This is a genomic window from uncultured Thiodictyon sp. (genome assembly GCF_903828115.1).
Lineage (GTDB): Bacteria > Pseudomonadota > Gammaproteobacteria > Chromatiales > Chromatiaceae > Thiodictyon.
The window spans coordinates 1-14,300 of the sequence record NZ_CAIKKU010000408.1; the positions used below are offsets into that span (position 1 = coordinate 1).

The window sequence follows — 14,300 nt, forward strand, 5'->3', positions numbered from 1 at the left end:
CCGTAGGAGCGGCCCCCCGGCCGCGACGGGCTGCCGCGAGGGCGCGTCGCCGGAGGTACGATCGCGGCCTGGTCGGGACGACGGTCAAGGTTGGATTGGGGGCTGGACGCTTACCTTAGGCCCGGCCGCGCCGGGCGGCGGACAGGCCGAACAGTCCGATGAGCGCCAGCGCGAGCGAGCCGGGGGCGGGCGTGGCAAAGACCTGGACATTGAGGTCGCTTGACTTATTCCATGAACAAAAAGCCGAGGTGCCGGAGCCGGGCGCGCTGTCGCAATCGAACATCGTCAACAGGTTCGTCCGGTCGATGTAAGTGAATGCACCATCGGCGTCTTGTTGGGTCGAACCGCTCAAGGCGGCGTTCGAGGCGTGGGTATACCACATGTCGGGACCCGTGGCGTCTACCCCGAATTGGATCCACTGGCTCGGGCTGACGACCCAATTGAGGTTGGTAAAATCGACCTGCCAGAGTTGGTAGACCTGGCCGCCTGAACTCTGGTAGTCGGAATTCGACGCGTCGGCGTAGGTTACCTTGGTGAAGGTGATACTTGAGTTGTCGCTCTGGTTGCCGGAGATGATGTTACCCTGACTGCGCTGGGTGAAGGGGGTTACTCCGGTGGCATCGTAAAGGTCGGCGTAGAGACTGATCGACGAGTAGTGATCCTTGAGCTGCGATTCGGAGACCAGCATAGCGGGCGACCAGATGCGGATGGTGTCGATCGTCCATGGCTGTCCCGCGCGCGTTTCCGGCATGTAAAAGGTATCGCCGGTGAACCACTGGGCCTCGAACCCGGTCCAACTGATATTGCTGCGGGCGATGCCCGCCGCGTTATTGAGGTTTATGATTGGCAGCCCGCGGTCCACGACTAAATCCGCAATGGCATACACCGACCCGGAGGCGACCGCCCCAAGCAGTAGCGAGGCGGCGAGCACTGCCCCGGTAATTGTGTTCGGTTTCAAGGTAGATCCTCCTGGCTGGACACGGCTAATGTGGTTTGATGACTAGGTACTATACCTGCCGGGCGATGGGCGTGATCCAGTGCGCCGACAGTCCGTCCGCACCGCGCGGTCCAGGCCAAAACGAGGTCTACGCCTGGGCGCCGGGCCGCGCGACCTTGACCATCGTTCCGGCGGCGAGCGGTGCGCCCCGTCCGCAAGGACGCAACGGCATCGCGGCGACATGGGTGCGCGCGGCGCACCCTACGGCTCTCCGGGCCGGACCGACGATCAAGGCCAGCCGCACCGGTCGGAGGGGCGGCTGGCGCGCGGCGCGGCACCGGGGCGGCGGTCAGCGCGAGACGGGCGTGCCATCGGGCGGCGGCAGCACGCCAGGCGGCGGAGGGCGTCGCGCCGGCGGCGCGGCCGCGACCTTCACGGTCTGCACCTTCGCCTGCCCGGTACTGCACTGGTTTGTCGCGCCGATCGTGAGTGTGCTGTTGGCCGGGACGGTGACCCGACAGCCGTCTGGATAGACGACGGTGACCGCGCCGCCGACGGCCGCGATCCGATCGCCCGCGTAGAGCGCCATATCGTTCTGGGCCGTGACGGTGGTCGTGGTCTTGGTGACCAGGACCTGCCCTTGCGGCTGATAGATCAGGGCCGACGCGGTCGCCGCCACGCCCGCCGCGCCGTAACCGGCGAGTATCACCGCCAATCCAAGGGTCTTGTGCGCTATCTTCATCTGTCCAGGCCTCTTCGGCATATTTACGCAAGTATAGAATAAAGGGTGTGCGGGCGCGCGCGCAAGTCCCGATCGCGACTGGGCCGAGTGGGCCTCGATCATCGACCCCGGCCACGCGCCCGGGCCGCAACCCGTCGCGGCCCGGGGGCCGCTCCTACGGCGCAGCCCCCGGGCCGCGACGAGCAATGGCGAGGTCGTCGAACCAGACCCCGCCCTGGCCGTTGAGACCCTCGCCAGCGGGCTGCACCTGCTCCAGCCGCAGCACCTGCACCGGGCAATCCGTTTCCGGCACCACGAAATCGAAGCCGAAAACCTGCCAGTCGTCCCTGCCCACGAAGGCCTCGCTGGCCGCCACGGGTCGCGGAGCCTGCCAGTTACAAGCCAGAATCCAGCGCAGTCCTGCTCCGGGCGAAAGGCCGTCCGGCCGCACCCGGCCCTGGAGGCGATAGGGTCCGGGATCGAGAAACAGCGGCTGGCGGATGTCCTCGAAGTGGGCGGGCCGTCCGTTGAAGGCCACATGCAGGGCCCGTCCACCACGGGTGCCGTAGGTCTGAGCGGTTTCGACCGTGACCCCGGGCCCCGGTTGGATCCGCCAGTCGAAACCCAAGCCTGTGATGGGTAGATCGAAACCGCCGTTGTACAGATTTCCTGTGGCCTGCTGGGCGCGCGCGTCCAATCCCCCCAGCCACGCGAGGTAGGCGGCGCGCCAGCGGCCTTCCTTCCACAGTCGATCCAGGTAAAGGCGCTGTTCAGTGGCGGTGGGTATGGCGTGCTCGCGATTGCGCGACTGGTACAGGAAGATCACCGTTTCCACCTGCGAGGCCTGCGTCGCGGCGTGGGCGAAAAAGCCGTCCCACCAGTCCGGCGGCCGGTCCAGCAACGGCAGCAGCAGGGCGCGGCTGGCCGGGTCCTCCGCGAATGTGAGCAGCCGCGGGAAGAGTTCGGCAGCCGACGCGGGCCGGTTGCGCAGTAAGGCGCTCCAACGTTGCAGGCCCAGGTCCGGCCGGTCTTGGGTGAACCAGAAATTGGCCGAGCGCGCCAGCGCCGGGATCCGCATCGGACCCAGGAGGTCGGCGATCTCAGCCAGGGCGAGCGCCTCCGGCCGCCGGTCGGCCGCGACCCACAGGTCCGCCAGGGCGAAATAGGCCAGGCCGTCGGTGGGATCGCCCCAGATTGACGCCTCTAGCAGGGAGGACGCGACGGCGGGGGCGTTCGTGATCGTGGTCTCGGCACGCTGGTAGAGCGCCGCCGGATGGTTGGGGCGCCAGCGCAACGCGGCCACAGCCGCATCCGGTGTTCCCAGCTCCGCGTAATAGTCGGCCAGCCCGACGACCAGGATGCGCCAGGTCAGGACCCCGAGCAGCAAGCCGAGGGCGACGCGCCGCAGCGGGTTCCGGATAAGGTGCGGGTGGTGCGGTTCGTTCATGCTCGCGGTGCGAATCGCCGGTTCCGACTCCGTAGGAGATGCCCAGCGGGCGCCGCCATGACCGTGGGACCTTGCCGCGGGCAGGGGCAACGTCAAGATGCGACCTTCCGGCTAACGGTCATGGCGCCCGCGCCACCCCGGCAGATGAAAGTCATGCCGATCGCTGGCGAGCGAGCCTGCGTAGTCAGGGCTTCCAGCCCTGACTGCTCCAGCCTGGCTACGCAGGGGACTTTCACGGTAAGGCTCGGCATCTCTGTCGCTGGCCGTTGACGCCGATCGCAGTTGTCCCTGAGGGTTGGTCAAGGCTACCGCCCGCCAGCCCGAGCCCGAACAGCCGCCGCCACTGGGGAGGATACGTCATCCCCGGTGCCCTGGGCAAATTCGGTGTGGCCGTTGACTCTTTATGTTCGGATGTTCGGCGTATAGTTGCGCGGCCGGAGGGCGTGATGCGTCCACGTTGTGGGGTGATAGGTGAGCAATTTATGGTCGATCTGCATTCGCATCTCTTGCCCGGCGTTGATGACGGCGCGCCCGATCTGACGACGGCGTTGGCGATGGCGCGTCTGGCGGTGGCCGACGGCATCGCGGTGATGGCCTGTACGCCGCATATCTACCCGGGTCTGTATGAGAATCAGGGTCCCGCCATCCGCCAGGCGGTGGCAGAGCTACAGGTGCACCTGGACGAGGCCGACATCGCGCTGCGGGTGACCTACGGGGCCGATACCCATCTGGCGCCGGACCTGGTCGCAGGCCTGCGCTCCGGACGGGTACCAACCCTGCACAACAGCCGCTATTTTCTGTTGGAACCGCCCCACCACGTTGCCCCGCCCCGCCTGGAAGAAACCGTGTTCAACCTCCTGACCGCCGGTTATGTGCCGATCATCACTCATCCGGAGCGCTTGGAATGGATCGAAGACCGTTACGCGGCCTTGGTCGAGTTGGCGCGACACGGCGCCTGGTTGCAGGTCACGGCGGGCAGCCTCACCGGCCGCTTTGGTGCAAGCGCCCGGTATTGGGCCGAGCGTCTGCTGGACGAGGGCTGGGTGCACATTCTGGCGACGGATGCCCATGGCGTCGACCGCCGCCCCCCGCTGCTGGCCGAGGGCCGACGCGCGGCAGAACCTTGGGTGGGGGCGGACGAAGCCTTGCAACTGGTTGCGACACGACCTCGTGGTATATTGGAAGATATCGAGCCTGTAACGCTGACGGCGGCGTTGGGTCTGAGCGGCGTCGTCGTGCCGCCGGCGGGCCGGTCGTGGCTGCGAAAATTGTTCTTAAATAAGTGAATTTCATGTTAATGGGGCGCAGTGGTCCGTGGGGTACCGCGGTCCGCACCAGTGTTCAGGGGTTAGCGCAGTTGTCCGGCAAGACAGACCAAAGGTTGCTTATTTCATCATGGGTAAGGTGGTTTACAGGCGCGGCGCCCTGGGCCCTGGCGCTCGCCCTCGCGGCCTGTGCCAACACCGGCCAGCGGGCCGGGGATGCGGGAGGCGCCCTCGCGTCGGCGAACCCTCAGGCCGCATCCAAGGCCCGAGTGTCAACCGCTGCCGACAATCCGGGCCTCATCGCCGCGGGTAACGTGCCAGGCGCCCAGGATTATTTGATCGGACCGCAGGATCTGCTCAAGATCGAGGTGTATGGGGTTGAGTCACTGAACCGCTCGGTGCGGGTCAATGCCACCGGTCAGATCGTCCTGCCGCTGATCGGCCTGGTCCAGGCGGCTGGCCTGACCAGCGAGCAACTGGCGTCCGCAATCGCCGCCCGGCTCGCCAAGGACTATCTGCAAAACCCGCAGGTCATTATCTTCATCGAGGAATATACCAGTCAGCGGGTCACCGTGATCGGCGCGGTCAAGGCGTCGGGGGTCTATCCGGTCAAGGGTCGGACGACCCTGATGCAGGCGGTGGCCGGCGCCGGCGGCCCCTCAAGCGTGGCGAACCTCAGGTCGGTCAGAATCATGCGCAACAGGCTTGACGGCACGCGCTATATCAAGGAGTACGATCTGACTAAAATCCGCGACGGCCGCGTTCCCGACCCCGAAATCCTGGGCGAGGACGTGATCCTGGTAGACACCTCCATCGTGAAGGATACCGCCAAGCAGATGTTCGAGTTCGTTTTCCCGTTCGCGGTGTTCGCCTCTTTCTTCTAAGACGCGATGAACGCACCCGACCTGCCGATCGCGGCCGATCACCGCTTGCTCCCGCCGGAGCGCGCCCCGTTGGAGCGCCCTTACGGTGTCCCCCTCCAGGCGCCGTCGGCACACTCCCTGGGGCCCGAGGAGGAGCCGGAAGGCGAGGGATTGGACCTGCGCGAGTTGTGGCAGGTCGTACTCAAGCGCCGCTGGACCATCGTCGTGGTCACCCTCATTGTGGTCGCGACCATGATGACCAACACCTATCTGGAGACCCCGATCTACCGTGCCGACCTGACGCTGCAAATCGACAGCGAGGATATCAAGGTGGTGACGATAGGCGCGCCGGTCGATGCCGCCACCGGCGGCCAGGACTACCTCCAGACGCAGTACGAATTGCTCAAGAGTCGCAGCCTGGCCCAGCGGGTGGTCGAACAGATGGGCCTGAACGACCGCCCGGCGGCAGCGCCCCCGACCCCGCCCTCGTGGGTTATCCAGGCGAAGCGCTGGATGGCCGAGTTACTGGCCCGCGGCGACACCGACCCGACGGTCGCGTCTGAGGCGGGGGCCCCAGACCAGGCGGCGGACAGCGCCCGGCTGGAGGGCGCCATCAGCGGCTTACTTGGCGGCCTGACGATTACGCCGGTGCGCAACTCCCGGCTGGTGCGGCTCTCATACGCCAGTCCCAACCCGGTGCTGGCGGCGGCCATCCTGAACAACCTGGCCAAGAGCTATATCAACCTGAATCTCGAGCGGCGCTTCGACTCCACCACCTATGCCCGCAATTTTCTGCAGGAAAGGTTGCAGCAGGTCAAGGCCAAACTGGAGGAATCGGAACGGGAGCTGGTCGAGTTTTCGCGCCGGGAAGAGATCATCTCCGTCGATCAGAAGGAGAGCATCATCACCGGAAATATGACCGCGGCCAGTGCCGCCTTGATCGATGCCAGCAAGAAGCGGATGGCGGCCGAGTCGATCTACCGACAGATGGAGCGCACCCGCGGCCAGGGGCTGGCGGCGGTGCTCGACAGCACGATCATCCAGGACCTCAAGCAGACCAAGGCCAAACTCGAGGCGCAGTACCAGGACAATCTCAGCACCTACAAGCCGGCCTTTCCGGCCATGGTCCAGTTGCGTAGCCAGATCAATCAGATCGATGCCACGATCGATCAGGAGATCGACAACATTCGGGCCGCGATCACCGGCAACTACGAGGCCGCCAGGGCTGAAGAGGCGATGCTGCGCGCCAACCTCGAGCAGATGAAACAAGAAGTGCTGTCGCTGCAGGGCCGCAGCATCCCGTTGAACATCCTGCGCCGCGAGGCGGATACCAATCGTCAGCTCTACGAGGGCCTGCTGCAGCGTTACAAGGAAGTCGGGGTTACGGCGGGGATCGGCACCAACAACATCTCGGTGGTGGACGAGGCCAAGGTGCCGTCCGCGCCCTTCACGCCAAACCCGCGGAAAAACGGGCTGCTGGCACTGGTGCTCGGGGTGCTGGGTGGTATCGGCCTGGCCTTCCTGTTCGAGCATCTCGATGACAGCTTCCGCCGACCCGAGGAACTGGAGAAACTGCTGGGTCTGCCGATGTTGGGTATCATCCCGAGTTCCCCCAGGCTCGCTGCCGAGGGCCGCGCGATTGCCCTGGTCGGCCACGACGACCAGCGCTCGGCCTTCGCCGAGGCCTACCGCTCGGTGCGCACCGCCCTGCAGTTCTCCACCGCGACCGGCGTACCGCGACTGCTGACCGTGACCAGCGCGACCACTGGTGAAGGGAAATCAACGACTGCGCTTAGCCTGGCGATCCAGTTCGCCCAGGCCGGCAAGCAAACACTGCTGATCGAGGCCGACTTGCGCAAGCCCTCGATCCATGTGTCCCTGCGACTCGACAATCAGACCGGCCTGACCAACTACCTGGCCGGCGGGGAGGCGCAGCCGGTCGACATCACCCGGCCTACCCATATCCCCAACCTGTTTGCCATCCCGTCGGGACCCCTGCCGCCCAACCCGGCCGAGTTGCTGGCCTCGGCCCGAATGGTTGAGTTGCTCTGCCTGGCCGCTGAAAGGTTCGACCAGGTGATCGTGGACAGTCCGCCGCTACTCGGTCTGGCCGACGCGCTGATCATCGGCAATCTGTGCCAGGGCACCTTGCTGACGGTGGAGGCGGGCAGCACCCCGCGCGGTTACGTCGTGGGTGCAGTCAAACGTTTGCGCGCGGCGCGGATACCCCTGCTGGGCTCGATCCTGACCAAGCTTGAGGCCCGCGCGGGCGGCTACGGCTACTATCGCAGTTACTATTATTATCAGCACAGCGGCTATTACGGCGACAGCGAGGCGAAAAAGCTGTCGGGGTAGAGAGCAAGCGAGCGGGTGACTGAACGGTTTCGCCATTATCAGATAGGATCGGCGCATGAGAACCTGGAGTGTGGTCTTCACCAAACCCCGACAGGAAGCCGTCGCCCGGGAGAACCTGGCGCGGCAGGCTTTTCTGCCCTACCTGCCGATGCTCAAGCAGCCCAAGCGTCTGCGCGGGCGGTGGGTCGAGGTGGTCGAGCCCCTGTTCCCACGCTACCTGTTCGTGGCGCTGGATTTCGGCGTGCAGGATCTTTCCCCAATCCGCTCGACGCTCGGGGTCGTCAATCTGGTGCGCTTCGGCCCGGAGCCCGCGACCGTGCCGGAGGGGATCGTCGAATCGTTGATGGCCGCCGAGGACCCGGCCGCGGCCTGTCATCTGGTCCGCGCCGAGCCGTTTCAAAAAGGCGATCGGGTGACCATTGCCGCGGGACCCTTCGCTGGTATCGAAGCGATCTTCGAGGCGCCAACGGGGAAGGGGCGGGTTGCCGTCTTGCTCGATCTGCTGGGCCGTGTCGCCCGCGTTCAGATCGACCGGAATCACATCGTCTGCGCACCTCGCACCTTGCAGCCCGCCGGACCGGCGTGACCCCGAACGATGGCGCGGCGCATCCATCGCTCGACGAGCCGCGCGCGACCAGGCACCGCGGCGCGCGGTGCCAATTCCACGCCTCGCGCCGCCGGAACCGGCTACACTGGCGGCGTCCGGACCCAGGCAGTCCAACGACGCCGACGCGCGGGGCGGGGTTGCGATCCCCGGCGGGCGGCGCGACCGACCGGGGCCATCCGCTGAGAGCAAGACCCATGCACAGACCCGTCCTGGCTACCCCGTTCCTGACCGCGCTGCTGAGCGGCTGCGGCTCCTTTCTGCCCGGCCATATCGGCGGCATTGTCACCTATGTCTCGCCCGACGATTACGCCGAGCGCCTCTGCGCCCATGTGGAGCTGGAGAGCTATCCGTCCTGTGTGAGCCATGTCCTTGACTATTTCGAGGAGCCGAAGGCGGAGGATGTCCCGGTGACCGAGGTCACCTCGGGGCCCTTCGCCGTCGCGATGGACAACCGGCTCTATCTGGGCACCTACCAGGGTGGGCTCTTCAGCTCCAACTTCCGGGTGACCAGCGGGCACAAGGCCTGTCGGGGCGCCTACAGCGCCTACACCGGATCGCGCGACGCGATCTACGACGTCTACTGTAACGACGGCCGCGCCGGCTGGGCGGCGACCATCCGGGATCAGTCCGGCAGTAACGGCATCGGCCAACTGACGCTGAGCGACGGCACCAAGGGCGAGATCATCTTCGGCTATGCCGCCCTGGGTCGCGCCAGGCCCTATCCCTGGGGGGACGTCTGGCGGCCGCGGCCGGGGCAGACAGGTCCGGCGCCGCGTTCGGCGTTCGAGGTCGACTAGGGGCTCAACGCCGGTCCTTTACCGTGAAAGTCGCGCCGGGAGCGCGCTCCCATTCCCCCTCTCCCACTGGGAGAGGGCGGGGTGAGGGAACGGCCATGGCGCCCGCAACTTTCATCTTCCGGGATGGCGCGGGCGCCATGGCCGTTAGCCGGGCGAAGCCCCGTCGGCGCCTGACCGGCCGGCCCTGGGCTATTGCCGCCCCTTGTAGTCTCCGCCCGGGGTTTCAATATTGGACGGACGTCGGACAACTGCCCAAGGCAGTTGTGGGATCCGTTCATCCGACAGCATTTATCAACAGCAGGGGGGTCGCGGTGTCACCAACATCGATCGGGGTCGTCGGGGGCGGAATCGGGGGATTGGCGGCCGCCTGGCTGTTGGATCGGCGCTACGAGGTCACCCTGCTGGAGGGCAACGACTACGTGGGCGGCCACACCAACACCCGGATGGTCCCGCACCCCGACGGCGACTTTGCGGTGGACACCGGCTTCATGGTCTTCAACGACCGCAACTATCCGCTGCTGTGCGGGCTCTTCGCGCACCTGGGGGTCGCCTCCTACCCGACCGACATGTCCTTCGCGGCGAGCATCGACGGCGGCCGGGTGGAGTACGCGGGGTCCGACTTCGGCGGACTCTTCGGGCAGCGCAGCAACCTGTGGAACCCGGGCTTCCTGCGGATGCTGATCGACATCGCCCGCTTCAACCGGGCGGCCAAGGCCTTCCTCGACCGGCCGGCGGACGACACCCTGTCCCTGGGGGATTTTCTGGACCGGGGACACTACGGCAAGCGCTTCGCCAGTCACTACCTGTTACCGATGGCCGCGGCCATCTGGTCCTGCCCCACGCAGCAGATGCGCGCCTTCCCGTTCCTCTCCTTCGCCCGCTTCTTCAACAACCACGGGCTCCTGGATCTGGCGGACCGGCCGCAGTGGCGTACCGTCAGCGGGGGCAGCCGCAGCTATGTGCAGCGCATGGTGGGGGCACTGCGCGGCACGGTGCGCACCGAGACACCGGTGCGCCAGGTCAGGCGCACGGGCGGCGTCGTCGAGGTGGAGACCGTCACCGGCGAGCGGCTGACCTTCGATCAACTGGTCCTGGGCTGCCACGGCGACCAGGCCCTGGCCCTGATCGCGGACCCGAGCCCGCTGGAGTCGGAACTGCTGGGCTGCTTTCACACCAGGCCCAATCGGGTCTATCTGCACCGTGACCCGGCCCTGATGCCGCGGCGGCGCCGGGTCTGGTCCTCCTGGAACTACCTGCGCGGCGCGGCTGCGGACCCGGCCGCGTCCGTCACCCTGACCTACTGGATGAACAGCCTGCAGAACCTGCCCAAGGACACCGACGTCTTCGTCAGCCTGAACCCGGCCCAGCCCCCGCGCGCCGAACTCGTGATCGAGCAACTGGACTACCGGCACCCGGTCTTCGACGCCCCTGCCATCGCCGCCCAGGCGCGAATGCGCGAGATCCAAGGCCAGTCCGGGCTCTGGTTCAGCGGTGCCTGGCTGGGCTACGGCTTCCACGAGGACGGCCTGCGCGCCGCGGTCGAGGTGGCCGCGGCCCTGGGGGTGCCCGCCCCCTGGCCCGACACCGGCACCCGTGCCCCGGCCCCCGCCGCCGCGAGTCCGGTCGGCGCCCAGCCCCAGCCGGCCCATTCATGAACGCCGCCGCGGGGCAACTCCTGTTCGGGCAGGTCATGCACCGCCGATTCTTCCCGGTGCGCTATCGCTTTGTCTATCGGGTCTTCAGCCTGGTCCTGGATCTCGATCGGATCGGCGAGTTGGCGGCCGGGCACCGCTGGTTCTCCCATAACGGCTTCAATCTGTTCGCCTTCCATGATCGGGACCACGGCGCCGGTGACGGGACCCCCTTGCGGGACTGGCTGCTGGGGCAGGTCGCCCGGCTGGGTCTGAAGATCCCGATCGAGCGGATCGCGATCCAGTGTATGCCGCGGGTCCTGGGCTATGGCTTCAACCCCATGACCCCCTGGTTCTGCTATGGCCCCGACGGTGAATTGGTGGCGATCCTGTGCGAGGTCCACAACACCTTCGGGGAGCGCCACGGCTATCTGCTGCACCAGCACGGCGAGCCGCTGCAGTGGCCGGTGCGCCAGTCCCGCACCAAGGGCTTCCACGTCTCGCCCTTCGTCGGGATGCAGGCGGACTACCGCTTCCGCTTCACCCACCAGGGCGAGGAGTCGAGCGTCGTGATCCACGAGTACGAGGACGGCCAGTTGATGCTGGTCGCGGCCCAGCGCGGTACCCTGCGCCCGTTCACCGACGCCAACCTGCTGCGGGCGGCCCTGGCCTTTCCCTTCCTGACGTTGAAGGTCGTCACCATGATCCACTGGCACGCGCTCAAGATCTGGCTGGGCGGCGCCACCTATTTCCCCAAGCCCATGCCGCCCCGGGAGGAAGTCACCTGATGTCAGCCGAAGAAACGATCGATGCCCGAACCCTGACCAGCCGGACCCGACCGGCTGGTCTGTCACGCCTGTTCGCCGCCCTGTGCCGCCAACTCGCCTTCGGCAGCCTGCTGGTGCGCCTGCCCGGGGACCGGGCCGACCTCTATCGGGGGCGCTTCGCCGGTCCCGCGGGGGAGATCGTCATTGCGCGTCCCCTGCGCCTGCTGCTGCGCCTGCTGACCCGGGGCGACATCGGTTTTGCCGAGTCGTACATGGAAGGCGACTGGGAGACCCCGGACCTGCCGGGCCTCCTGGACGTGCTCCAACTCAACGAGGAACACCTGGGCGCCGGCCCCAAGGGGCTGCGCTGGTCCCGCCGGCTGGACCGCCTGACCCACCGGCTGCGCGACAACCGCCCCGGCATGAGCCGGCGCAACATCGCCCGTCACTATGATCTCGGCAACGACTTCTACCGGCTCTGGCTGGACCCGGGGATGACCTACTCCGCCGCCCTGTTCGCGGACCGGGAGCGCGAATCGCTGGAGACCGCCCAGGTCCGCAAGTACGCACGCCTGCTCGATGATCTCGACGCGCGCCCCGGGCAACACCTACTGGAGATCGGCTGCGGCTGGGGCGGGCTCGCCGAGGCCGCGGCGCGGCGCGGGCTGCGCGTCACCGGCGTCACCCTGTCGCGGGAGCAATTGGACTATGCCCAGGCACGCATCGCCGCCGCGGGACTGAGCGACCGGGTGGAACTGCGCCTGCAGGACTACCGCGACATCCGCGGCCAGTTCGACCACTGCGTCTCCATCGAGATGCTGGAGGCCGTCGGCGAGGCCTACTGGCCCACCTACTTCCAGGCCCTGTGCCGCCTGGTGCGCCCCGGCGGGCGCCTCAGCCTGCAGGTCATCACCATGAACGAGGACGACTTCCTGCGCTACCGGCGCAGCGCCGACTTCATTCAGCTCTACATCTTCCCCGGCGGCATGTTGCCCTCCCCCGAGCGGCTGCGCGCCCAGGCCGACGCCGCCGGCCTCACCCACCTGGAAGAGCGCTGGTACGGCGCCGACTATGCCGAAACCCTGCGCCGCTGGCGCCGCGCCTTCCATGACCAGGCCCCGGCGGTCGCGGCACTCGGCTACGACGCGCGCTTCCGCCGCATGTGGGACTACTACCTGGCCTACTGCGAGGTCGGCTTCGACAGCGGGGTGACCGACCTGCTGCAGGCCGTCTTCGAGGTCCCGGGGCCGGACCGCGGCGGGGCGACGTCTTAGGGACTGCCTATACGCCACTTTCGTTGTCGTTGTCGTTGTCGTTGTCGTTGTCGTTGTCGTAATCGAGGTTATCGTAGCGCCCCGGATTCTATCGCACCCCGAAGTGCATCGCTTCTACGATTACGACAACGATGGTGTTTAACTTGTTCTTGACTCGCTATTCAGTACCACCAGACGCAATTGCTCGGACCATTGACGTAGGGTGCGCCGCGCGCACCTTCAGAGGCTGCGGTTGCTCGCCGCGGCCAGGGTTTCGGTTGGCGCCATGGTGCGCACGGCGCACCCTACGGTCGCGACGCGGCCAGCGGAAATCCCACCTCGCAGGACCAACCCCCCATGCACCCAACCGCTCCAGCCGCGACACCGCCCCCGGACCCCGCCGCCGCCCGGCACAGCGCCCGCCTGGGCGAACTGATCCGCGCCGAGATCGCCGCCGCCGGGGGCCTGCTGCCCTTCGATCGCTTCATGGACCTGGCGCTCTATGCCCCGGGGCTCGGCTATTACGTGGCGGGGGCGGCCAAGTTCGGGGCGGGCGGGGACTTCGTGACGGCCCCGCAACTGTCGCCGCTCTTCGGCGGCTGCATCGCGGTGCAGGCGGCGGAGGCATTGAAGCGGCTCGGCGGGGGCGATGTGCTGGAGTTCGGCGCCGGGGACGGCGCCCTGGCCGTCGCGGTCCTGACCGGCCTGGAACATCTGGGCGCCCTGCCCGGCCGCTACCTGATCCTGGAGCCGAGCCCGGACCTGCAAGAGCGCCAGCGGGCCCTGCTCACCGCCCGGGTCCCGCACCTGGCCGGGCGCTGCGCCTGGCTCACCGGTTTGCCCAGGGCCCTGCGCGGGGTGGTCCTGGCCAACGAGGTGCTGGACGCCATGCCGGTCCACCGCTTCAGTATCGGCGCCGGGGGGGAGCCGCTGGAGGTCTGCGTGGGCGAGCGCGACGGGGCCTTGACCGAGATCGCGGCCCCGGTGCGCTCCCCGGGCCTCACCGCGGCGATCACCGCCCTCCAGCAAGCGGGGCTGGCCCTGACCCCGGGCTACACCTCGGAGATCAACCTGCGCCTGCACCCTTGGTGCGCCGCCCTCGGCGGCTGCCTGGACGCTGGTCTGGTGCTGCTGATCGACTATGGCTATCCGGCGTCCGCCTATTACCAGCCGGACCGCACCATGGGCACCCTGATGTGCCACTGGCGCCACCAGGCGCACGGGGACCCCTACCGTCACCTGGGCCTTCAGGACATCGGCGCCCATGTGGACTTCAGCGCCGTGGCCCAGGCCGCCCTGGCGGCGGACCTCACGGTCGCCGGGTTCGCCACCCAGGCCCAGTTCCTGATCGGCTGCGGTATCGACCGGCTGATGGCGGATGCGGCCGACGGCGGCGCGGCGGACCCGAACCTGGCGCAGGCGGTCAAGCAACTGCTGCTGCCCGCGGCCATGGGCGAGCGCTTCAAGGTGCTCGCACTCAGCCGCGGACTCAGCGGTCCCTGGTGCGGATTCTCCATGCGCGACCTGCGCGACCGGCTCTGATCCATCAATTCCCGCTCACCGGCGCGGCCTTGATCATCATCCCGGCGACTGGGAGCGCCGCACCCCAGTGCGGCCCGGCCGATCGACAACAGGTGGTGCCACAGTCGTTTGCGAG

The 14,300-nt window shown here is 67.5% G+C and carries 12 protein-coding genes; 9 read left to right on the forward strand and 3 right to left on the reverse strand.

What is annotated here, in order from left to right; genetic code table 11:
- Nucleotides 1-115: 115 nt before the first annotated feature.
- From QZY48_RS15000 to QZY48_RS15010, 3 genes are all read right to left on the reverse strand, one after another.
- Entirely contained in the window at nucleotides 116-958 is an 843-nt protein-coding gene (locus QZY48_RS15000) for a PEP-CTERM sorting domain-containing protein (RefSeq protein WP_295432147.1), read from the reverse strand.
- Nucleotides 959-1,286: 328 nt separating this feature from the next.
- Nucleotides 1,287-1,679, reverse strand: coding sequence for a hypothetical protein (locus tag QZY48_RS15005; protein ID WP_295432149.1), 393 nt, complete (start codon nucleotides 1,677-1,679; stop codon nucleotides 1,287-1,289).
- A 154-nt stretch (nucleotides 1,680-1,833) separates the two neighbouring features.
- Nucleotides 1,834-3,105, reverse strand: coding sequence for a hypothetical protein (locus QZY48_RS15010; RefSeq protein WP_295432151.1), 1,272 nt, complete (start codon nucleotides 3,103-3,105; stop codon nucleotides 1,834-1,836).
- Nucleotides 3,106-3,587: 482 nt separating this feature from the next.
- Here QZY48_RS15010 and QZY48_RS15015 point away from each other — a divergent pair, with 482 nt between their 5' ends.
- The 9 genes from QZY48_RS15015 (at nucleotide 3,588) to QZY48_RS15055 (ending at nucleotide 14,185) form a co-directional block, all read left to right on the forward strand.
- Nucleotides 3,588-4,391, forward strand: coding sequence for a CpsB/CapC family capsule biosynthesis tyrosine phosphatase (locus QZY48_RS15015; RefSeq protein WP_295432152.1), 804 nt, complete (start codon nucleotides 3,588-3,590; stop codon nucleotides 4,389-4,391).
- 71 nt (nucleotides 4,392-4,462) lie between these two features.
- The gene (locus QZY48_RS15020; RefSeq protein ID WP_295432154.1) at nucleotides 4,463-5,254 is read left to right on the forward strand and encodes a polysaccharide biosynthesis/export family protein; all 792 of its coding nucleotides are present in this window, start codon (nucleotides 4,463-4,465) and stop codon (nucleotides 5,252-5,254) included.
- 6 nt (nucleotides 5,255-5,260) lie between these two features.
- Nucleotides 5,261-7,588 carry a polysaccharide biosynthesis tyrosine autokinase gene (locus QZY48_RS15025; protein ID WP_295432157.1) on the forward strand — a complete coding sequence of 776 codons (2,328 nt, stop codon included), beginning with the start codon at nucleotides 5,261-5,263 and terminating at the stop codon, nucleotides 7,586-7,588.
- 55 nt (nucleotides 7,589-7,643) lie between these two features.
- A complete protein-coding gene (rfaH, locus tag QZY48_RS15030; protein ID WP_295432160.1) occupies nucleotides 7,644-8,174 on the forward strand; it encodes a transcription/translation regulatory transformer protein RfaH in 531 nt (176 codons plus the stop codon).
- 215 nt (nucleotides 8,175-8,389) lie between these two features.
- Nucleotides 8,390-8,992, forward strand: coding sequence for a hypothetical protein (locus tag QZY48_RS15035; protein WP_295432162.1), 603 nt, complete (start codon nucleotides 8,390-8,392; stop codon nucleotides 8,990-8,992).
- A 311-nt stretch (nucleotides 8,993-9,303) separates the two neighbouring features.
- Entirely contained in the window at nucleotides 9,304-10,647 is a 1,344-nt protein-coding gene (locus QZY48_RS15040; RefSeq protein ID WP_295432165.1) for an FAD-dependent oxidoreductase, read from the forward strand.
- Complete coding sequence (locus QZY48_RS15045) at nucleotides 10,644-11,411, forward strand: DUF1365 domain-containing protein (RefSeq protein WP_295432168.1); 768 nt, start codon at nucleotides 10,644-10,646, stop codon at nucleotides 11,409-11,411. The genes QZY48_RS15040 and QZY48_RS15045 overlap by 4 nt, the downstream gene beginning before the upstream one ends.
- Nucleotides 11,411-12,664 (forward strand): cyclopropane-fatty-acyl-phospholipid synthase family protein, encoded by a 1,254-nt coding sequence (locus tag QZY48_RS15050; RefSeq protein ID WP_295432170.1) that lies wholly within the window; start codon nucleotides 11,411-11,413, stop codon nucleotides 12,662-12,664. Before QZY48_RS15045 ends, QZY48_RS15050 begins: the two co-directional genes overlap by 1 nt.
- 336 nt (nucleotides 12,665-13,000) lie before the next feature.
- The gene (locus QZY48_RS15055) at nucleotides 13,001-14,185 is read left to right on the forward strand and encodes an SAM-dependent methyltransferase (protein WP_295432172.1); all 1,185 of its coding nucleotides are present in this window, start codon (nucleotides 13,001-13,003) and stop codon (nucleotides 14,183-14,185) included.
- The last annotated feature ends 115 nt before the right edge of the window (nucleotides 14,186-14,300 follow it).